19 protein-coding genes are annotated in these 20946 nt (G+C 53.8%); 13 read left to right on the top strand and 6 right to left on the bottom strand.

Features of this window, described 5'->3' with window-relative positions; all coding sequences use genetic code 11:
• Positions 1-408: 408 nt before the first annotated feature.
• The 6 genes from cyoA to AC07WB_RS04680 all read left to right on the top strand — a co-directional run bounded on the left by cyoA (position 409) and on the right by AC07WB_RS04680 (position 6660).
• Entirely contained in the window at positions 409-1335 is a 927-nt protein-coding gene (cyoA, locus tag AC07WB_RS04705) for a cytochrome o ubiquinol oxidase subunit II (protein ID WP_097094717.1), read from the top strand.
• Between the two features lie 4 nt (positions 1336-1339).
• Complete coding sequence (gene cyoB, locus AC07WB_RS04700; RefSeq protein WP_097094718.1) at positions 1340-3322, top strand: cytochrome o ubiquinol oxidase subunit I; 1983 nt, start codon at positions 1340-1342, stop codon at positions 3320-3322.
• The gene (locus tag AC07WB_RS04695) at positions 3322-3936 is read left to right on the top strand and encodes a cytochrome o ubiquinol oxidase subunit III (RefSeq protein ID WP_007886985.1); all 615 of its coding nucleotides are present in this window, start codon (positions 3322-3324) and stop codon (positions 3934-3936) included. Before cyoB ends, AC07WB_RS04695 begins: the two co-directional genes overlap by 1 nt.
• Positions 3936-4265, top strand: a complete 330-nt coding sequence (locus tag AC07WB_RS04690; RefSeq protein ID WP_007886986.1) for a cytochrome o ubiquinol oxidase subunit IV — start codon at positions 3936-3938, stop codon at positions 4263-4265. Before AC07WB_RS04695 ends, AC07WB_RS04690 begins: the two co-directional genes overlap by 1 nt.
• An 11-nt stretch (positions 4266-4276) precedes the next feature.
• The gene (cyoE, locus tag AC07WB_RS04685) at positions 4277-5164 is read left to right on the top strand and encodes a heme o synthase (protein WP_008103945.1); all 888 of its coding nucleotides are present in this window, start codon (positions 4277-4279) and stop codon (positions 5162-5164) included.
• Positions 5165-5295: 131 nt separating this feature from the next.
• Positions 5296-6660 (top strand): MFS transporter, encoded by a 1365-nt coding sequence (locus tag AC07WB_RS04680; protein WP_494940111.1) that lies wholly within the window; start codon positions 5296-5298, stop codon positions 6658-6660.
• Between the two features lie 33 nt (positions 6661-6693).
• On the opposite strand, the gene adhP is transcribed toward AC07WB_RS04680, so the two are convergent.
• Together adhP and exaC are read right to left on the bottom strand one after the other, a co-directional pair.
• The gene (adhP, locus tag AC07WB_RS04675) at positions 6694-7728 is read right to left on the bottom strand and encodes an alcohol dehydrogenase AdhP (protein ID WP_494941052.1); all 1035 of its coding nucleotides are present in this window, start codon (positions 7726-7728) and stop codon (positions 6694-6696) included.
• 36 nt (positions 7729-7764) lie between these two features.
• Positions 7765-9285 carry an acetaldehyde dehydrogenase ExaC gene (gene exaC / locus AC07WB_RS04670; RefSeq protein WP_345827158.1) on the bottom strand — a complete coding sequence of 507 codons (1521 nt, stop codon included), beginning with the start codon at positions 9283-9285 and terminating at the stop codon, positions 7765-7767.
• 289 nt (positions 9286-9574) lie between these two features.
• Between exaC and AC07WB_RS04665 the strand changes: the two genes are divergently transcribed.
• Entirely contained in the window at positions 9575-11347 is a 1773-nt protein-coding gene (locus tag AC07WB_RS04665) for a sigma-54-dependent Fis family transcriptional regulator (protein ID WP_345827159.1), read from the top strand.
• On the opposite strand, the gene AC07WB_RS04660 is transcribed toward AC07WB_RS04665, so the two are convergent.
• Complete coding sequence (locus tag AC07WB_RS04660; RefSeq protein ID WP_097094723.1) at positions 11344-11835, bottom strand: YajQ family cyclic di-GMP-binding protein; 492 nt, start codon at positions 11833-11835, stop codon at positions 11344-11346. The genes AC07WB_RS04665 and AC07WB_RS04660 overlap by 4 nt on opposite strands.
• A 125-nt stretch (positions 11836-11960) precedes the next feature.
• On the opposite strand from AC07WB_RS04660, the gene panE reads away from it, so the two are divergent.
• Together panE and yajL are read left to right on the top strand one after the other, a co-directional pair.
• The gene (gene panE, locus AC07WB_RS04655; RefSeq protein WP_494940110.1) at positions 11961-12881 is read left to right on the top strand and encodes a 2-dehydropantoate 2-reductase; all 921 of its coding nucleotides are present in this window, start codon (positions 11961-11963) and stop codon (positions 12879-12881) included.
• Positions 12835-13443 (top strand): protein deglycase YajL, encoded by a 609-nt coding sequence (yajL, locus tag AC07WB_RS04650; RefSeq protein ID WP_097094725.1) that lies wholly within the window; start codon positions 12835-12837, stop codon positions 13441-13443. The genes panE and yajL overlap by 47 nt, the downstream gene beginning before the upstream one ends.
• A gap of 198 nt (positions 13444-13641) precedes the next feature.
• Here the strand turns inward: yajL and thiI are convergent, their stop codons facing one another.
• Positions 13642-15090, bottom strand: coding sequence for a tRNA uracil 4-sulfurtransferase ThiI (gene thiI / locus AC07WB_RS04645; RefSeq protein WP_494940109.1), 1449 nt, complete (start codon positions 15088-15090; stop codon positions 13642-13644).
• Between the two features lie 236 nt (positions 15091-15326).
• Between thiI and xseB the strand changes: the two genes are divergently transcribed.
• The 4 genes from xseB (at position 15327) to AC07WB_RS04625 (ending at position 19418) form a co-directional block, all read left to right on the top strand.
• Positions 15327-15569: an exodeoxyribonuclease VII small subunit gene (gene xseB, locus AC07WB_RS04640; protein WP_097094727.1), complete on the top strand. Its 243-nt coding sequence runs from the start codon at positions 15327-15329 to the stop codon at positions 15567-15569.
• Positions 15569-16468 carry a (2E,6E)-farnesyl diphosphate synthase gene (ispA, locus tag AC07WB_RS04635; protein WP_494940108.1) on the top strand — a complete coding sequence of 300 codons (900 nt, stop codon included), beginning with the start codon at positions 15569-15571 and terminating at the stop codon, positions 16466-16468. Before xseB ends, ispA begins: the two co-directional genes overlap by 1 nt.
• 19 nt (positions 16469-16487) lie before the next feature.
• Positions 16488-18353, top strand: a complete 1866-nt coding sequence (gene dxs / locus AC07WB_RS04630) for a 1-deoxy-D-xylulose-5-phosphate synthase (protein ID WP_097094729.1) — start codon at positions 16488-16490, stop codon at positions 18351-18353.
• Positions 18354-18443: 90 nt separating this feature from the next.
• A complete protein-coding gene (locus tag AC07WB_RS04625; protein ID WP_494940107.1) occupies positions 18444-19418 on the top strand; it encodes an aldo/keto reductase in 975 nt (324 codons plus the stop codon).
• A 45-nt stretch (positions 19419-19463) separates the two neighbouring features.
• On the opposite strand, the gene pgpA is transcribed toward AC07WB_RS04625, so the two are convergent.
• Together pgpA and thiL are read right to left on the bottom strand one after the other, a co-directional pair.
• Complete coding sequence (pgpA, locus tag AC07WB_RS04620; protein WP_097094731.1) at positions 19464-19955, bottom strand: phosphatidylglycerophosphatase A; 492 nt, start codon at positions 19953-19955, stop codon at positions 19464-19466.
• Positions 19942-20919 (bottom strand): thiamine-phosphate kinase, encoded by a 978-nt coding sequence (gene thiL / locus AC07WB_RS04615; RefSeq protein ID WP_097094732.1) that lies wholly within the window; start codon positions 20917-20919, stop codon positions 19942-19944. The genes pgpA and thiL overlap by 14 nt, the downstream gene beginning before the upstream one ends.
• Positions 20920-20946 lie beyond the last annotated feature (27 nt).

The following is a 20946-nucleotide window of genomic DNA, read 5'->3' as shown; positions in this document are numbered from 1 at the left end:
TTGGCTAAAAATATCGCCTACTCTTTTTTACCAATAGCATTTTTTTTATCGCGAATTAGAAACATTAAATTAACATCAAAGGCTAATATTTAAATCCGGTGAGCAATTAGTTTGTTTAAAAGTCATCGCCAAAATGATGCAGAAATGTTAAATAAATGAGCATTAAGAGTACGGTTTATACTTTCCCTGATTTTTCTGCGGTTTCTATCATTGTTTTTTGTTATATTGACGCCAACTGCTTGTCGCAGTTAATAATTTGTCACCCTGCGTAACATCTGTGACACCCTTAGCAAAAGGTGTCAACAGCCTTCTGACACATCCTTAAGCTGGTTTACACTGCATAAACCTTCCCGTAAAATGCGCGCACACTTAAACGACAATAGAGCCCTTTGTCATTGAGGTCGTTAAATGAGACTCAGTAAATACAATAAAAGTTTGGGGATTTTGTCATTAATTGCAGGCGCTGTATTACTCAGTGGCTGCGATAGTGCGTTGTTAAATCCCAAGGGACAGATTGCACTGGAGCAACGTTCGCTGATTCTGACAGCTTTTGGCTTGATGATGATCGTGGTTATCCCGGCAGTCTTCATGGCAGTATTTTTTGCCTGGAAATATCGGGCAACCAATACTAATGCAACCTATAGCCCTAACTGGTCACACTCAAACAAAGTGGAAGCCGTGGTTTGGACCATTCCGATCCTGATCATTATCTTCCTCGGCGTTTTGACCTGGAAATCAACCCACGCGCTGGAACCAAGCAAACCGCTGGCTTCTGACGTTAAACCGGTTGAGATCGATGTAGTGGCGCTGGATTGGAAATGGCTGTTTATTTACCCAGAACAGGGTATTGCAACCGTTAACCAAATTGCCTTCCCGGCAAATACTCCGGTGAACTTCAAGATCACCTCCAACTCCGTGATGAACTCCTTCTTTATTCCTACTCTCGGCAGCCAGATCTACGCGATGGCCGGTATGCAGACCAAACTGCATCTGATCGCCAACGAGCCAGGAACATTTGATGGTATCTCTGCAAACTTCAGTGGTCGTGGTTTCTCTGGTATGAAGTTCAAAGCCATTGCAACCAAAGACGATGCGGAATTCCAGCAGTGGGTAGCCAAAGTTAAAGCGGCACCTAACACGCTGACCACCATGGATGATTTCGAGAAAGTGGCTACGCCAAGCGAAAATCACCCGGTGGAATATTTCTCAACTGCTAATCCAGAACTGTTCAAGCAAGTGATTGATAAGTTCATGATGAGCCACGGGAAGATGGACATGCCAGAGCATAAAGGTATGGACATGAGTCACGCCGCTTCCGCGGGAGCCGAGGAATAATACGATGTTCGGAAAATTAACACTGGATGCAGTGCCATACCACGAACCCATTATCGTGGTTACGGTTGCCGCTATCATTCTGGGTGGTCTGGCGCTGGTTGCGGCGATTACCTATTTTGGTAAGTGGCAGTACCTGTGGTCTGAATGGTTCACCTCCATCGACCACAAAAAACTGGGTATCATGTACATCATCATGGCCTTCGTCATGTTGCTGCGCGGCTTTGCCGATGCGGTAATGATGCGTACCCAACAAGTGATGGCTTCCGCTGGGGAAGCTGGCATTCTACCGCCGCACCACTACGACCAGATCTTCACCGCGCATGGCGTGATCATGATCTTCTTCGTGGCGATGCCTTTCGTGGTAGGTCTGATGAACATCGCGGTACCGCTGCAAATCGGTGCACGTGACGTTGCCTTCCCGTTCCTGAACAACCTGAGCTTCTGGTTTACCGCGATCGGTGTGATCCTGGTGAACATCTCTCTGGGTGTGGGCGAGTTTGCACAGACCGGCTGGTTGGCTTATCCGCCGCTTTCGGGTGCGGAGTACAGTCCTGGCGTCGGGGTCGATTACTGGATCTGGAGTCTGCAGCTGTCCGGTATCGGTACCACACTGACCGGTATCAACTTCTTCGTTACCATTCTGAAGATGCGTGCGCCGGGCATGGACCTGTTCAAAATGCCGGTATTCACCTGGGCATCACTGTGTACTAACGTCCTGATCATCGCTGCGTTCCCGGTACTGACCGTTACGCTGGCTCTGTTGACACTTGACCGTTACCTCGGCTTCCATTTCTTCACCAATGAAATGGGCGGTAACATGATGATGTATGTCAACCTGATTTGGGTCTGGGGTCACCCAGAAGTGTACATCCTGGTTCTGCCGGTGTTTGGTGTCTTCGCTGAAGTCACTGCAACCTTCTCTAAAAAGCGTCTGTTCGGTTACACCTCACTGGTGTGGGCGACCATCGCGATTACCGTACTGTCGTTCATTGTTTGGCTGCACCACTTCTTTACCATGGGTGCCGGCGCGAACGTAAACGCCTTCTTCGGTATCATGACGATGATCATCGCCATCCCGACCGGCGTGAAAATCTTCAACTGGCTGTTCACCATGTATCAGGGTCGCGTTGAGTTTCACTCAGCGATGCTGTGGACCATCGGCTTCCTGGTTACCTTCTCTATTGGTGGTATGACAGGTGTTCTGCTGGCGGTTCCAGGTGCAGACTTCATTCTGCACAACAGCCTGTTCCTGATTGCCCACTTCCATAACGTGATTATCGGTGGTGTGGTGTTCGGTTGTATGGCTGGCGTGACCTACTGGTTCCCGAAAGCATTTGGCTTCACGCTGAATGAAAAATGGGGTATCCGCGCGTTCTGGTTCTGGATCATCGGCTTCTTCGTGGCATTCATGCCGCTGTATGCGCTGGGCTTCATGGGTATGACGCGTCGTATCAGCCAGGACATCGATCCTCAGTTCCACACTCTGCTGGTGGTTGCAGCAGGCGGTGCGGCGCTGATCGCTTGCGGTATCCTGTGCCAGATTACCCAGTTCTACGTTTCAGTGCGTGACCGTGACCAGAACCGCGATCTGACCGGTGACCCGTGGGGTGGCCGTACGCTGGAGTGGGCAACTTCTTCACCACCGCCGTTCTATAACTTTGCCGTTATCCCACAGATTCACGAGCGTGATGCGTTCTGGGAAATGAAAGAGAAAGGCGAAGCGTACAAGCAGCCAGAAAAATATGAAGAAATTCATATGCCGAAAAACAGCGGTGCAGCTGTTGTTATCGCGGCTCTGATGACTGTCTTCGGTTTCGCAATGATCTGGCATATCTGGTGGCTGGCTGGCCTCACCTTCCTGGGTACTATCGTGACCTGGATTGTGAAGAGCTTCGATGAAGACGTGGATTACTACGTACCGGTTGCCGAAGTCGAGCAGATCGAGAAGAAGCACTTTGACGAAATCAGCAAAGCAGGTCTGAAATAATGTCAACTGAAACTGCAAAACACCACCACGACGCCCATGCGGAGCATGGGCATCACGATGCAGGAGCCAATAAAGTCTTTGGCTTCTGGATCTACCTGATGAGTGACTGCATTATCTTCGCAACCCTGTTTGCGACCTATGCAGTTATGGTCAATAACACTGCCGGTGGCCCGGCAGGTAAAGACATCTTTGAACTGCCGTTCGTTCTGGTCGAAACCGCGCTGCTGCTGCTCAGCTCCATTACTTATGGCATGGCAGTGATCGCGATGAACAACCAGAACAAGGGCTCGGTCATCAGCTGGTTAGCCTTGACCTTCCTGTTCGGTGCAGGCTTCATCGGGATGGAAATCTATGAATTCCATCACCTGATCAAGGAAGGCTTCGGTCCTGACCGCAGCGGCTTCCTGTCAGCGTTCTTTACGCTGGTCGGCACACACGGTCTGCACGTGACCTCTGGTCTGATCTGGATGGCAGTGATGATGTTCCAGATTTCTAAACGTGGTCTGACTGCAACCAACCGCACCCGTATCATGTGCCTCAGCCTGTTCTGGCACTTCCTGGATGTGGTGTGGATCTGCGTATTCACCGTTGTCTACCTGATGGGAGCCATGTAATGAGTCATTCTGTTAACGAACATGGCGCTTCGCACGGTAGCGTGAAGTCTTACATGATCGGCTTCGTCCTCTCGATCATCCTGACCGGTATTCCGTTCTGGATGGTGATGGATGGCGGCGCTTCACACGGCACCATTCTGGGTGTGGTTCTGGTGTGTGCGGTGGTTCAGGTGCTGGTTCACCTGGTCTACTTCCTGCACTTAGACAGCAAATCAGAAGGTGGCTGGAACATGGTGGCCATCGTCTTCTCAGCACTCATCATCTTGATTGTTGTTGTAGGCTCACTGTGGATTATGTGGAACCTCAACTACAACATGATGGCCCACTAAAGAGTCGCGTAATGATTAAGCAATACCTGCAAGTAACAAAACCAGGAATTATTTTCGGCAATTTAATTTCTGTGATCGGTGGATTCCTGCTGGCTTCGAAAGGCAGCATTGATTACACCCTGTTTCTCGCCTCACTGGTTGGCGTATCGCTGGTTGTCGCATCAGGTTGTGTTTTCAACAACGTGATTGACCGCGATATCGACATCAAAATGGAGAGAACGCGGAACCGTGTTCTGGTCAAAGGCCTGATCTCGGCGAAAGTAAGCCTGGTTTATGCAACCGCATTGGGTATTGCTGGCTTTGCGTTGCTGTATTTCGGCGCTAATCCGCTGGCCATGTGGCTGGCGGTGATGGGCTTCGTGGTTTACGTAGGCGTTTACAGCCTCTATATGAAGCGTAACTCGGTCTACGGCACGCTGATTGGTAGCCTCTCTGGCGCTGCGCCGCCAGTGATTGGCTACTGCGCGGTGACCAACCAGTTTGATGCTGGCGCGTTGATTTTACTGGCTATCTTTAGCCTGTGGCAGATGCCGCACTCCTATGCGATTGCCATCTTCCGCTTTAAAGATTACCAGGCTGCCAACATTCCGGTGCTGCCGGTAGTGAAAGGCATCTCGGTGGCAAAAAATCATATTACGCTGTATATCCTGGCGTTCATGATTGCCACGCTGATGCTGACGCTTGGCGGTTACGCGGGCTACAAATATCTGGTGGTGGCTGCAGCCGTGAGCGTGTGGTGGCTCGGCATGGCGCTCTCAGGTTACAAAACCTCAAACGATAAAGTTTGGGCGCGTAAACTGTTTGTGTTCTCAATTGTCGCAATCACCGCATTGAGCGTGATGATGTCGGTTGATTTCATGACGCCAGCGTCAAAAGATCTGCTGACTTACGTCTGGTAATACAGCACCGCAAATGGAGTAAAGGGCGCGAATTTCGCGCCCTTTCTTTTTGTTACCACTGCTTAAGAACAAATGTTTTACCCGCCCTGCCCTGCTGCCTAAAATGGGCACAGTATAATTTTGAGGTAAACATGAACGACAATAAAATGACGCCAGTAGAGCTTCGCGCTACATGGGGTTTAGGCACCGTTTTTTCCCTGCGCATGCTGGGAATGTTTATGGTCTTGCCAGTACTCACCACGTACGGCATGGCGTTACAGGGCGCCAGTGAAACGCTGATTGGTCTCGCAATCGGTATCTATGGTTTAGCACAAGCCGTTTTCCAGATTCCCTTCGGTCTCCTCTCCGATCGCGTTGGCCGTAAGCCGCTGATCGTCGGCGGGCTGCTACTCTTTGTCTTTGGTAGCGTTATTGCCGCCACTTCCGATTCCATCTGGGGCGTGATTTTAGGCCGCGCCTTGCAAGGCTCCGGCGCGATCGCCGCTGCGGTAATGGCGCTGCTGTCAGATTTAACTCGCGAACAGAACCGCACCAAAGCCATGGCGTTCATCGGTATCAGTTTTGGCGTTACCTTTGCTATTGCGATGGTGGTCGGCCCGATTGTCACCCATGCGCTGGGCCTGCACGCGCTGTTCTGGATGATTGCCATCCTCGCCACGCTCGGCATCGTGATTACCTTGTTAGTGGTACCAACGGCGCCGAACCACGTACTCAATCGCGAATCGGGTATGGTAAAAGGCAGCATCCGCGCGGTGTTGGCCAATCCAAGATTGTTAAAACTGAATATCGGTATCCTCTGCCTGCACATTCTGCTGATGTCGAGTTTCGTGGCGCTGCCAGGCCAGTTTGAACAGGCCGGTTTGCCCGCGGCAGAACACTGGAAAGTCTATTTGGTCACGATGCTGATCGCCTTTGTCGCTGTGGTGCCTTTCATTATTTATGCCGAAGTGAAGCGCCGCATGAAGCGCGTGTTTGTCGGCTGCGTAGCAACCATTATCGTCGCGGAGATCGTGCTATGGGGCGCTGCGGGCCACTTCTGGACGTTAGTGATTGGCGTGCAGCTATTCTTTCTCGCCTTCAATCTGATGGAAGCAATTCTGCCATCCTTGATCAGTAAAGAGTCGCCCGCGGGCTATAAAGGCACCGCAATGGGTATCTACTCCACCAGCCAGTTCATTGGTGTGGCGATTGGCGGCAGTATGGGCGGTTGGATCTTTGGGCACGTAGATGCACAAACCGTATTCCTGGTGGGTGCGATTGTCGCAGCAGCGTGGCTGTTTTTGGCGATGTCGATGCAGGAGCCACCTTACGTCAGCAGCCTGCGCATCATGCTCAGTGATGCGGTGTTGGCGGTGCCAAACCTTGAGAAACGTTTGAAAGCGCAGCCCGGCGTAGCATCGGTATTTATCGTGCCGGAAGAGAAAAGTGCTTACATCAAGATCGACAGTAAAGTGACGAGCCGCGTCGAACTTGAAGCGCTGCTCGCCAGCTGCTAAAAAACATGCCCGACCCTAGCGTCGGGCTTTTTATTACAACGACATATCCACCACAATGCGCCCTTCAATCTTACCGGCGTGCATGCGTGCAAAAATATCGTTGATGTTGGTCAGCGGTTCCACCGCCACGGTGGCTTTCACTTTGTGACGGCCGGCAAAATCTAATGCTTCCTGCAAATCTTTACGCGTACCGACGATAGAACCGCGCACCGTGATGCCATCCAGCACCATATTAAAGATCGACAGATCGAATTTGCCCGGTGGTAAACCATTTAGCACCATGGTGCCGCCGCGACGCAGCGTGCCAATCGCCTGCTCGAAGGCTTTTGGTGAAACCGCAGTGACCAGTACGCCGTGCGCCCCACCGAAACTCTCCTGGAACACCTTCGCCGGATCGACATTTTTCGCATTGGCCACCACGCTGGCACCAAGGCGTTTCGCAAACTCGAGCTTCTCGTCGTCGATGTCTACCGCCGCCACGTTGAGCCCCATCGCCACCGCATACTGAACCGCCATATGCCCCAATCCACCGATACCAGAAATCACCACCCAATCGCCAGGCTTGGTGTCAGTCATCTTCAGGCCTTTGTAGACGGTGACCCCCGCGCAGAGGATCGGCGCAATTTCATTGTAATCAACGTTATCCGGAATGATGCCAACATAGTTGGCATCGGCGAGGCAATATTCTGCGAAGCTACCGTTTACTGAATAACCGGCATTTTTTTGCGACAGACACAGTGTTTCCCAGCTATCCAGACAGTGTTCACAGTGACCGCATGCCGAATAGAGCCACGGCACACCTACGCGATCGCCCATCTTCAGATGTTTAACCCCTTCCCCTAGCGCCACAACCTGCCCTACCCCTTCGTGACCGGGAATAAACGGCGGATTGGGCTTGATTGGCCAGTCTCCTTCCGCCGCATGTAAATCGGTATGGCACACGCCGGTTGCCGCGATCTTCACCAAAATCTGCCCCGGTCCAACCTGCGGCACCGGTACCTGCTCAATCACTAACGGTTCACCAAAAGACTTTACAACGGCGGCTTTCATGGTGGTTTTGATTTGCATATTCATCTTTCACTCTCCATTTGATCGGATGCGGACTCAGAACAGACCCAAAGGCGCGGTGCCATAGCTGACCAGCAGATTTTTGGTTTGTTGATAGGCGCTCAGCGCCATCTTGTGCGTCTCACGACCCACACCCGATTGCTTATAGCCGCCGAATGCCGCGTGAGCGGGATAGATGTGATAGCAGTTGGTCCAGACGCGCCCAGCTTTAATACCGCGTCCCATGCGATACGCCAGATTGGTATCGCGTGTCCATACGCCAGCGCCGAGACCAAACTGCGTTTCGTTGGCGATGGCGAGCGCTTCTGCCTCATCCTTAAAGGTGGTGACGCCAATCACCGGCCCAAAAATCTCCTCCTGGAAACAGCGCATCTGGTTGGTTCCTTTGATTAAGGTAGGCTGAATATAAAATCCGTTATTCAGCTCAGCAGCGACGTTTGCACGATCGCCCCCCGTCAGAATCTGCCCACCTTCGTCGCGTGCGATGTTGATATAAGACAGGATTTTGTCGAATTGCTGACGCGAAGCCTGCGCGCCAATCATGGTGTCGGTATCCAACGGATCACCTCGGCGGATATTTGCCACCTTCGCCATCACGCGATCCATGAAGGCTTGATAGATCGATTCATGAATCAACGCGCGCGACGGGCAAGTACAGACTTCGCCCTGATTGAAGAAGCCGAGCACCAAACCTTCCACCGCCTTTTCAATAAAATCGTCCTCGCCGTCCATGACATCAGCGAAATAGATGTTCGGTGATTTGCCACCCAGCTCGACGGTACAGGGAATGATGTTTTCCGCAGCACACGCCATGATGTGACGACCTACCGGCGTAGAACCCGTAAAGGCAATTTTGGCGATACGCTTGCTGGTCGCCAGCGCCTCACCGGCTTCGCGGCCAAAACCCTGCACCACATTTAGCACGCCCGCCGGGAACAGATCGCCAATCACTTCCATCAGCAGCGTAATACCCAGCGGCGTTTGTTCCGCCGGTTTTAACACCACACAATTCCCCGCAGCCAACGCCGGCGCAAGTTTCCACGCCGCCATTAATAGCGGAAAGTTCCACGGGATAATTTGTCCCACCACGCCCAGCGGTTCATGGAAGTGATACGCCACGGTCGTTTCATCGATTTCTGCGGTGCTGCCCTCCTGTGCGCGCAAGCAACCGGCAAAATAGCGGAAGTGATCCACCGCCAGCGGTAGGTCGGCATTCAGGGTTTCACGAATCGGTTTACCGTTATCCCAACTCTCCGCTACCGCCAGTTTCTCGAGATTCGCCTCAATGCGATCCGCCACCTGCAACAGGATGTTGGCGCGGTGCTGGACGCTGGTTTTCCCCCAGGCTTCCGCTGCCTGATGAGCGGCATCCAGTGCTAAATCGATGTCGCGTGCATCCGAGCGAGGAAACTGTGCGATATCGCCGCCAGTCACCGGTGAGGTGTTAGTAAAGTATTGGCCGCTCAGCGGCTCGACGAATTTGCCCGCAATATAGTTGCCGTACGTCGCTTGAAAGGAAACCAAAGCGCCGGTCGTACCGGGATGTGCATAACGCATCGCAAACTCCTTAATGTAGGGTCAGATAATCTGAACGGACAGCGTCAGCCCTGTGGCTTCTCATTGAGTCAATCGCCGTCGCGTAAGCTATTGCAGCGCGCGTGCCAGCTTTTCCCAATTGGCGAAAAATGAAATAAAAACGATTTAATTCAAGAAATTAATAAAAAATAAGCATTCTTATAATGGGTATTAACGCAGCAAAGTTCGTCATCTGTGTTGCGTATCGCAACAGTACGGAAACTGAACCGCTACAATGCTGCAACACATTTATCAGCACACGAGGTCAACAATGCAGGGAAATCCATCCGCGTCTGCCGCTAACGGCAATCCGCTGTTAAGCGACTCCTGGTTCCGTAGCCAGCTGTATGGCCTCGACCGCACCGCCGATGATTTTCCGCGCGTTCGCCAGGGTGAACTGGCAGATTTACTCGCCAGTAACGCCGGGCTTCAGCAGTTTGCTCAGCCGGTCATCAAGCAGCTGGCGCAGAAACTGGCTGAAAAGCAGTCAGTGCTGATCCTGTCGGATGCCACCGGTATGGTGCTTAATACCTTTGGCGACATGCCTTCAATGGAGAAAGCCCAGCGTTATGCGCTCGCGCCCGGCAATTTATGGAGTGAATGCGGCCGCGGCACCAATGCGATTGGTACCGCTTTGGCGATTGATGACGGCTGTGAAATCGCCGGCCATCAACATTTCCTTACGCTCAATCAAGGCCTGTACTGCGCAGCGATGCCGCTACAAATGCCAAATGGTCAGATTGCTGGCGTGCTGGACATTTCCGGTCCTGCCCACTTCCCACATCCGCAAACCTTTAGTTGGGTGAAAGCAGCCGCTAAACAGATTGAATACCTCTGGGTGAAGCAAAGCCTGCATCCACAGCAGTGGTTGATGAGTTTGCATTGTCAGCCGCAGGGTATTGATACTCGCGATGAACTGCTGCTGGTGTTCTCCGACAACGTGTTAACTGCCGCTAATCGACTGGCGATGCGTGAGCTGGCGCTGAGTGCGGAGCAGCTGGGCACCCTGACTTTCCAGCAGCTGTTTCCACAACAGCAGCAACAAGACAACACCGTTCCCGCTCCGCTCGAGTACGCCACGCAGCGCTACTATTTCCGCCTGCGCGCTCCGCATCGCAACCATTTCGCTATACCGAGTGAATCCACCCGTGATTTACCTTTCTCCCTGCGTCGCGATGGCGAAAAAATGGTGCGGCTACTCAATGCTGGCGTATCGCTGTGTATTCACGGCGAAACCGGCAGTGGCAAAGAGTACGTGAGCCGGGCGTTGCATCAGCAGAGTCGCTGGCAGGCCGGTAAATTTGTCGCCATCAACTGCGCAGCGATTCCCGAAGCGCTAATCGAATCTGAACTGTTTGGCTATCAGCCCGGTGCCTTTACCGGTGCCAGCAAACAGGGCTACATCGGTAAGATCCGTGAGGCGGACGGCGGCGTGCTGTTTCTTGATGAGATTGGCGATATGCCGCTGGCGCTGCAAACACGTTTACTGCGCGTGTTGCAGGAGAAAGAAGTGGCACCGCTCGGGTCCAGTCGCAGCTGGCCGGTGAATTTTGCCGTCATCTGCGCCACGCACCGTGATTTAGCCTCACGTGTTGCCGCTGGGGAATTCCGGGAAGATTTGCTCTATCGGCTGCAGGAGTTTTCTATGACCATTCCACCCCTGCGCGACTGGCCAGATGTGGAAGGATTTATCAGCCGTTTATGGCTGGAGTTAGGCGGTGGCGAGCGCGATATTCAGCTCTCGCCTGCGCTGCTAACTTCTCTGGCTCAGCTCCCGTGGCCAGGTAATGTGCGACAACTACGCAGCTTGCTACGCGTACTCTTAGCGCTGGCGGATGAAGGTGAGGAAGTGACAGACGTACATTTACCTGCGGAATATCGTCGCGCGACGAGGCCTTCTCAGGAAAATCGGCAGAGTCATGATGAGCGGCTGATTAACGAAACGCTACAGCGTTTCAATGGCAACATCAGCAAAGCAGCAGAGGCATTAGGCGTTGCGCGCAGCACAATCTATCGCCGTGCTGCGCGCGATAAACGCGATTAGTCGCGGAAGTTTTTAAACTGGAAAGGTTGACCAAGGTTGCCACCGCGCACCAGCGCCATCGCACCTTGCAGGTCGTCACGTGACTTGCCGGTTACGCGCAGCTCTTCACCCTGAATCTGCGTTTGCACTTTCAGCTTGCTGTCTTTGATCAGTTTTACCAGCTTTTTAGCCACATCACTTTCGATGCCTTTTTTCAGCTTGGCTTCAACAGACCAGCTTTTACCGCTGTGCACAATCTCTTCTGGCACGTCAATCGCCGCGCCTTCAATGCCACGCTTCAGCAGCTTTTCGCGCAGAATATCCACCAGCTGTTTTACCTGGAAATCAGATTCGCTGCTGATTTTGATGGTCTCATTCTTTTCGTTGAGCTCAATGGTTGCACTCACGTTACGGAAATCGAAACGGGTTGAGATCTCGCGGCTCGCATTCTCCACGGCATTTCGCACTTCCGGCAATTCGACTTCGGAAACGATATCGAAAGATGGCATCTTTTCTTCTCCTGATACTAAAGTGACATGCATAATACGCGTCTTGAGGCGCTAATAAAACACGATACGCGGAAAGCTATACTTACCGATGACGTGCAAACAGGAACCCACCCACGGGAGGAAAAATGAAAATTACCGTGCTAGGGTGCGGCGCTCTGGGTCAGATTTGGCTCGCGGCTCTCGCCCGCCAGGGACATGAGGTCCAGGGTTGGTTACGTGTGCCGCAGCCGTACTGCTCGGTGAATGTGGTTGATCTACAGGGTCACGTAAGTAATCAAACTTTTATTGCCAACGATCCGCTATTCCTCGCTGAAAGCCAGCTGTTGCTGGTAACGCTCAAAGCACCGCAAGTCTCTCCGGCCGTGAAAAACCTGCAAAGCGTGCTGCCCGCACATACACCGGTTCTGCTGCTGCATAACGGCATGGGGACGCTGGACGAGTTGAAAGATCTGCGTCAGCCGCTGCTGCGGGGGATCACAACGCATGCCGCCATGCGTGATGGAACGGTCATCAAACATATCGCTCAGGGCATTACCCATATTGGCCCCGTCAGCCGGGAAAGTGCCGCGCTGAGCGATATCGCCGATATTCTGCATCAGGCCCTGCCAGATGTGGCCTGGCATGACAATATCGCTGCAGCCAGCTGGCGTAAGCTGGCGATCAACTGCGTCATCAATCCGCTTACCGTGGAGCACAATTGTCAGAACGGCGCGTTGCGTGCTTGGCCACAGCAAATCGCAACCTTATGTGAAGAAATCGCGTGGGTTATGGAGCGCGAAGGCCAGCATATCGCCGTGGATAATCTGCGCGACATTATCTATGACGTGATTGATAGCACCGCCGCGAATGTCTCATCCATGCTGCAGGATGTGCGGGCACAGCGTCTGACTGAAATTGATTACATCACTGGCTACCTGTTACGCCGCGCCCGGGCGCAAGGGATTTCGCTGCCAGAAAACACCCGTCTGTACGATCTGATTAAACGTAAGGAGTCCCACTATGAGCGCGAACGCATCGGTTCTGGTTTGCCTGGCACATGGCAGTGAAGAGACCGAAGCGGTCACCACTATCGATTTGCTGGTGCGTGGCGGATTAAGCGTCACCACCGCTAGCGTGGAGAGCGATGGCACCCGTGAAATTGTCTGTTCACGCGGCGTCCGCTTACTGGCGGATGCACCACTGGTTGAAGTGGCCGATAATGAATACGACGCGATAGTGCTGCCCGGTGGCCTAAAAGGTGCCGAAACCTTCCGCGACAGTCCGCTGTTGGTGGAGACCGTGCGCCAGTTCCATGTTTCAGGCAAAATTGTGGCGGCGATCTGTGCCGCGCCGGGTACGGTTTTGGTGCCACACGATCTTTTCCCGGTCGGCAATATGACCGGTTTCCCCGGCTTACGCGACACCATTCCAGACAATAAATGGATGGAGCGTCGTGTGGTGTGGGATCCGCGCGTTAATCTACTCACCAGCCAGGGGCCAGGCACCGCAATGGATTTTGCCTTGAAGCTGATTGATTTGCTGGTAGATAAAGAGAAAGCACGCGAAGTGGCTTCGCAGCTGGTGCTGGCGGCAGGAATTTATAATTATCAGGAATTTGAAGAGCGTTAATTTGCAGGGGGCACCCTAAATGGCGTAATGCTGCTCACTCAAGTAAAAAAATGCCTCTTTAAGCAAGTGCGCATGAATGCGCACCCTACGAAGACCCGGCAATATCCACGTAAGGTCACCATGAATGGTGACCGATTCACGCTTAACTGACGAGCATTACGCCCAAAATGGCGCCGCTGCGACAAACGTCAGCAGACTTTAAGGGCGATAGACCTTCACGTTTTTGAACCCCTGTTCGTGCAGATAGAGCGCCTGCAGGCGACTCATCACACCGCGATCGCAATACAGCAGCCAGGTTTTGCTCTGGTCCAGATCGCCGAATTGGGTGCTGAGTTTGTAGAACGCCAAAGGTTTGACCTCAACGCCTTCAACGATCAGCGGCTTCGCATCCTGCTCATCCGCCGAACGAATATCCAGCACCACATCGTTGCTGGTGAAGGAGTCGACGGTTTCCACTTCCACCACTTCTTCTTCGGTTTGTTCGGCGATTTCACGGATATCGACGTTGTTGGCTTCCTGCACCACGCGATTGAGGATCTCGAAATCGAAATTCAGCTCTTCCGCTTCGATCTTCGCCTTCACCGCCTTCACAGTTGGGCTTTTCGAAATCACACCGCAATATTCCGGCATGGTGCGGGCAAAATCTTCGGTGCCAATTTTTCGCGCCACATCGATGATGTGCTCTTTGTCGTGGGAAATCAGCGGACGCAGTATCAGTGTATCAGATGCGTTATCAATCAAGCGCAGATTGGTCAGCGTCTGGCTGGACACCTGGCCCAGCGCTTCACCGGTCACCAGTGCTTGCACGCCGTAACGTTCCGCCACCATTGACGCCGCACGCACCATCATACGTTTCAGCACCACGCCCATCTGACCGTCGTCAACTTTATCCAGAATCTCACCCACCACGGGTTCGAAATTGATCGCCACAAAACGTACGCGGTGCGAACGACCGAAGCGCTGCCACAGATAATGCGCGACCTGACGAACGCCAATCTCATGCGCCGCGCCGCCAAGGTTAAAGAAGCAGTAATGCACGCGGCAACCGCGACGCATCAGCATGTAGCTGGAAACGCCGGAATCGAAACCACCGGAAATCAGCGACAGCACATCTTCCTGGGTACCAATCGGGAAACCGCCCAAACCTTCATAGCGTGCGGTGATCAGTAGCAGGCGATCGTCTTCGATCTCCAGGTTCACCGTTTCATCCGGGCGATTGAGCTGCACGCGCGCGCTGGCGATGTGCTGATTGAGGCCGCCACCAACGTAGCGCTCAACGTCCTGCGAGCTGAAGCTGTGGGTTCCGCGACGCTTTACGCGCACGCAGAAACTTTTGCCTTCCAGACGCTCGCGGTTCAACGCCATCGTCTGCTCGAAGATATCGTGCATATCGCTATACGCGCGATCTTCCACCGCCAGCACGTGATGAATGCCGGGAATGCGCGTCAGTTCAGTGACGATGGTTTCACGCAGCGCTTCATTTTTGGAACGCACTTCAACGTGGTCCCAATGACGCACGACCTTGATCTCTTCATCGACGGTACGCAGGATATTACGAATGCTGCTGGTGAGGATTTTGATAAAGCGCAGACGCACCGACTGACTTTTGATGGTGATTTCTGGGAACAGCTTGATGATAAACTTCATGGCGACAGGGGTTCGTTTGGGCAAATAAGTGCTAAAAGCATCGGCACTTAGCTGTTAAAATCATGTAATTGCGGGTTGATTCAGGAGCCCCCGCATCCGAGGCGCAAAAGTATATCACCTTTGAGGGGTGACTGCTTCTGCTACCGCAGTCACATTCATTATTTTGCTAATTAATCCTCGTCGGCTACCATGACCGATTGCAAGATAATGTCCTAACCTGTGAGTCGACACTGAATATGCCGAAAAAAGCCGAAGCGCCAGCCAGTTTTGAAAGCGCATTGCAGCAGCTGGAACAGATTGTCAGCCGCCTGGAAAGTGGCGAGCTGCCGCTGGAACAGGCGCTGAATGAATTCGAACGCGGCGTACAATTGGCACGTACCGGTCAGCAAACCCTGCAACAGGCAGAGCAGCGGGTGCAAATCCTGCTTAGCGACGAGAAAGATGCCGCCCTCACCCCTTTTACCCCGGAAAATGAGTAATGGATTTCGCCAAACTGCTGAGCGCGTACCATCAACGCGTTAATCAGGCGTTGACGCGCTTAATAGATCCACTTCCTTTTCAGAGTTCTCCTCTGGTGAATGCCATGGAATATGGGGCATTATTAGGCGGTAAGCGTCTGCGCCCCTTTCTGGTGTACGCGACAGGCGAAATGCTAAAGGCCGACGCGGCCAGCCTGGATGTGCCGGCTGCTGCCGTTGAATGTATTCATGCATATTCCCTGATTCATGACGATCTGCCGGCGATGGATGACGATGCGTTACGCCGCGGGCAGCCAACCTGCCATATTAAATATGGTGAAGACACGGCGATTCTCGCCGGCGATGCTTTGCAAACTCTGGCATTTTCGATTCTGGCCGACGAGCCGATGCCTGGCGTTAACGCCGAAGCGCGTATTGCGATGATTTCTGAACTGGCACAGGCCAGCGGCGTTGCGGGCATGTGCGGCGGTCAGGCACTGGATTTAGCGGCAGAAGGCAAACGTATCGATCTGGCACAGCTTGAGCAGATTCATCGTCATAAAACCGGCGCGTTAATTCGCGCAGCGGTGCGTCTTGGCGCATTAGCCGCCGGAGAACGTGGCCGCGCCGCATTACCGGTACTGGATATCTATGCCAACGCCATCGGACTGGCGTTTCAGGTGCAGGACGACATCCTTGATGTTGTTGGTGACACTGCCGTGTTAGGGAAAACGCAGGGCTCGGATCAGGCGTTAGGTAAAAGCACCTATCCGGTGCTGATGGGATTAGAAAATGCCCGCAGTAAAGCCTGGGACCTCTATCAAGAAGCGCTCGGCGCGCTCGATATTCTGGCGGCACAGTCTTATAACACAATCGCCTTACAAGCGCTGGCAAGCTTCATAATTGAACGCGATAAATAACTTTCATAATGAGTCTCTGATGAGTTTTGATATTGCAAAATACCCGACACTGGCGTTAGCAAACACGGTTCAGGAATTACGTTTATTACCGAAAGAAAAACTTCCGGAGCTGTGTGACGAACTGCGTCAGTATCTGCTGGACAGCGTAAGCCGTTCTTCCGGTCACTTTGCCTCGGGTCTGGGCGTCGTCGAACTAACCGTGGCGCTGCATTATGTTTATAACACCCCATTTGACCATCTGGTGTGGGACGTGGGCCATCAGGCTTATCCACACAAGATTCTGACCGGACGCCGCGATCGCATCGGCACCATCCGCCAGAAAAATGGCCTGCATCCCTTCCCGTGGCGCGGTGAGAGTGAATACGACGTGCTGAGCGTCGGCCACTCTTCAACTTCGATCAGCGCCGGTCTCGGCATGGCGGTTGCCGCCGAGCGTGAAGGCAAAGGTCGCCGCACCGCCTGCATCATCGGTGATGGCGCGATCACCGCGGGTATGGCGTTTGAAGCCATGAACCACGCCGGTGATATCAAGCCGGATATGTTGGTGATCCTCAACGACAACGAAATGTCGATCTCTGAGAACGTCGGTGCGCTCAACAATCGGCTAGCACAGATTCTCTCTGGCAAAACCTATTCTCGCCTGCGCGAAGGCGGCAAGCGTGTGCTGGGCGGATTACCGCCGATCAAAGAGCTGGTGAAACGCACCGAAGAGCACCTGAAAGGTATGGTGGTGCCGGGCACGCTGTTTGAAGAGCTGGGCTTCAACTACATCGGACCGGTGGATGGTCACGACGTGCTGACGCTGGTGAGTACGCTGAAGAACATGCGCGATCTGAAAGGCCCGCAGTTCCTGCACATCATGACCAAAAAGGGCAAAGGTTATGCTCCGGCGGAACAGGATCCGATCGCCTGGCACGCGGTACCGAAGTTCGATCCCGCTAGCCTGTCGCTGCCAAAAAGCGTACCGGGCCTGCCAAGCTATTCGAAGATCTTCGGCAACTGGCTGAGTGAAATGGCCGCTGACGATCCGCGTTTGATGGCCGTTACGCCAGCGATGCGCGAAGGTTCGGGCATGGTGAGTTATTCCCGCGACTATCCGCAGCAATATTTTGATGTGGCGATTGCTGAACAGCATGCGGTAACGTTCGCGGCGGGCATGGCGATTGGTGGTTATAAGCCGATTGTGGCGATCTACTCGACCTTCCTGCAGCGCGCCTACGATCAGCTGATCCACGATGTTGCGATCCAGAAACTGCCGGTACTGTTTGCTATCGATCGCGGCGGCATTGTCGGTGCCGATGGCCAAACCCATCAGGGCGCGTTTGATATCGCCTTTTTGCGCTGTGTGCCAGAAATGGTGATCATGACGCCAAGCGACGAAAACGAATGCCGGTTGATGCTCTATACGGGTTATCACTATCAAAATGGCCCGAGCGCAGTGCGCTATCCACGCGGCACCGGCACCGGTGCAGTGCTGGAACCGCTGGCAAGTTTGCCGCTGGGCAAAGGCATTGTGAAGCGTCGTGGCGAGAAACTGGCCATCCTCAATTTCGGCACCTTGCTGCCAGAAGCAGCGGCGGCGGCGGAAGCGCTGAATGCCACGCTGGTGGATATGCGTTTTGTGAAGCCGCTGGATGAAGCGTTAATTGCCGAACTGGCTGCCAGCCACGACGCGCTGATTACGCTGGAAGAAGGGGCGATCAAAGGCGGCGCCGGCAGCGGCGTTAACGAATACGTGATGGCGAAACGCCTGCGCGTACCGGTACTCAACCTCGGCCTGCCGGATGAGTTCATTCCACAGGGCACGCAGGAAGAAGTACGCCAGGATTACCAACTGGATGCCGCCGGTATTCAGCAACAAATCGCTGACTGGCTCGCCCAATAATCTTCAGTCCTCCTCGCTCACCGCCCGGTGAGCGAGCCTGCTGCTATGCTTAGGGAACGATTTACCTCAAGCATAAGAGCAGGAGCCCACATGAAAACTATTCCCTTAGGCCAAACCGACTTACAGGTTTCGCGTCTCTGTTTAGGCTGTATGACGTTCGGCGATCCCACGCGCGGTAATCACGCCTGGACGCTGCCGGAAGAGAGCAGCCGACCGCTGATCAAACAAGCGCTGGAGGCTGGCATTAACTTCTTCGATACCGCCAACAGCTATTCCGATGGCAGCAGCGAAGAGATCGTGGGCCGCGCGCTGAAAGAATTTGCCCGCCGCGATCAGGTGGTGGTCGCCACCAAAGTCTATTTCCCGCTGAGCAATTTGTCACAGGGGTTGTCGCGCCAAAACATCCTGCAATCGATTGACGACAGCCTGACACGCCTCGGCATGGAGTATGTCGACCTGCTGCAGATTCACCGCTGGGATTACAACACGCCAATTGAAGAGACGCTGGAAGCACTGCATGAGGTAGTGAAATCGGGCAAGGCGCGCTATATCGGCGCCTCGTCGATGCATGCATCACAGTTTGCTCAGGCGCTGGAACTACAGAAGCAAAACAACTGGGCACGCTTTGTCAGCATGCAGGATCAGTACAACCTGATTCAGCGTGAAGAAGAGAATGACATGCATCCGCTGTGTCAGCGTGAGGGGATTGCCGTGCTGCCGTGGAGCCCGCTGGCACGCGGTAAACTCACGCGTCCGTGGGGCGAAACCACCGCCCGCTCCGTATCAGACAATGTGATGGAAAAGCTGTATACCGGCACCGAAGAGAACGATGCAGCGATCGCCGAACGGCTGGCTAACGTTGCTGCGGATAAAGGCGTGACGCGCGCGCAGGTGGCGCTGGCATGGCTGCTACATAAACCTGCCGTCACCGCGCCGATCATTGGCGCCTCGCGCGAGCAGCAGTTTGCTGAGCTGGTGAAGGCCGTCGATGTAGAGTTGAGTACGAATGAAATTGCAGAGCTGGAAACGGTGTATCAACCGCATCCGACCGTCGGATTTGAGTGATGTCCCGCATCCTCTCCCGCCAGCGGGAGAGGATGCGGTTTTCGGCTAAAAGGCCAATCCCAGCCCGTACAAAATTACCGCAGAAATCACGCCAGCAATAATGTCGTCGACCATAATTCCCATGCCGCCATGCACATTCTGATCGAACCAGCGAATTGGCCAGGGTTTCCAGATATCGAAAATGCGGAAAATCACAAATCCCGCCACCACCCATTGCCAGCTCATGGCCGGAATTGCCATCAGCGTAATCCACATGCCAATGAACTCATCCCAGACGATGCTGCCATGATCGTGCACGCCCATATCTTTGGCGGTGCGGTGACACAGATAGACGCCGACGCTGATCCCCACTAACAGCACCAGCGTATAGATCTGGAACGGCAGGAAGGTCAGCAGCCACCAGAAAGGGATGGCGGCAACCGAGCCAACGGTGCCCGGCATTGACGGACTTAACCCGCTGCCAAACCCCGTTGCCAGCAGATGCCAGGGATTGCGCAAGCGCAGGCGACTTTTAGCAACATCTTTACTTGCTAGCAAAGTGATCAAATCCTTTTAGATTGACGCTGCGCGGCTTACCGTTCTCCAGCAGGTTCAGCCCTTCTGATTCCGGAGCAATTTGGCCAATGCAGGTATAAGGCACGCCAAAATGACCGAGCGCCACGTCAAGCGCGCCACGGTTAACTTCGGGCACGGTAAAGCACAGCTCGTAATCTTCGCCACCGCTCAGCGCCCATTGCAGCACCAGCTCAGGTTCGAAGTGGTCGCGCAGCGCCGGAGAAAGCGGTAACGCGTCAAGATTAAGGCGCGCACCCACGCGGCTGGCGGTCAGCACATGCCCGAGATCGGCAATCAAACCGTCTGAAATATCGATCGCCGAGGTCGCCAAACCGCGCAGCGCCTGCCCTTGCAGTACGCGCGGCATCGGACGCAGATGGCGCTTAATCAACGCTTCGTGCACCGCAGGATCGTTCAGGCGATGGCGATGCTGTAGCAGCGATAAACCAGCAGCGCTATCGCCCAGCGTACCGGTGACGAAGATCCAGTCGCCTGGCTTGGCACCAGAGCGTTTCAGTGCCCTGCCCACCGGCACCAGGCCATGAATGCCGAGCGTCATGCTCAGCGGGCCGCGCGTGGTATCACCGCCAATCAGCTGCATATCGTAATAATCCAGCAGCTCAAACAGGCTATCGCTAAAGGCAGCCACCCAACTTTCATCGATCTCGGGCAGCGTTAACGCCAGCGTTAGCCAGGCAGGATCGGCGCCCATGGCGGCTAAATCGCTGAGGTTGACGGCAACGGCTTTGTAGCCGAGATCGGCAGGATGGATGTCACGTAAGAAGTGGACGCCCGCCACCAGCGTGTCGGTACTGATGGCGAGGGTCTGTTTTTCTGGCACGTTGAGTAACGCGCAGTCATCACCAATTCCTTTCTCCACATCGCGGCGGGAGCTGGTGACGCGGTTAAAGTAACGTGCGATCAGTTCGAATTCACCACAAGACATAAGTCAGGTCTCAATGAGAAAAAGGCC

The organism is Pantoea sp. GW821-FHT03E06, assembly GCF_059420725.1.
This window is presented reverse-complemented; position numbering and strand designations above follow the sequence as displayed.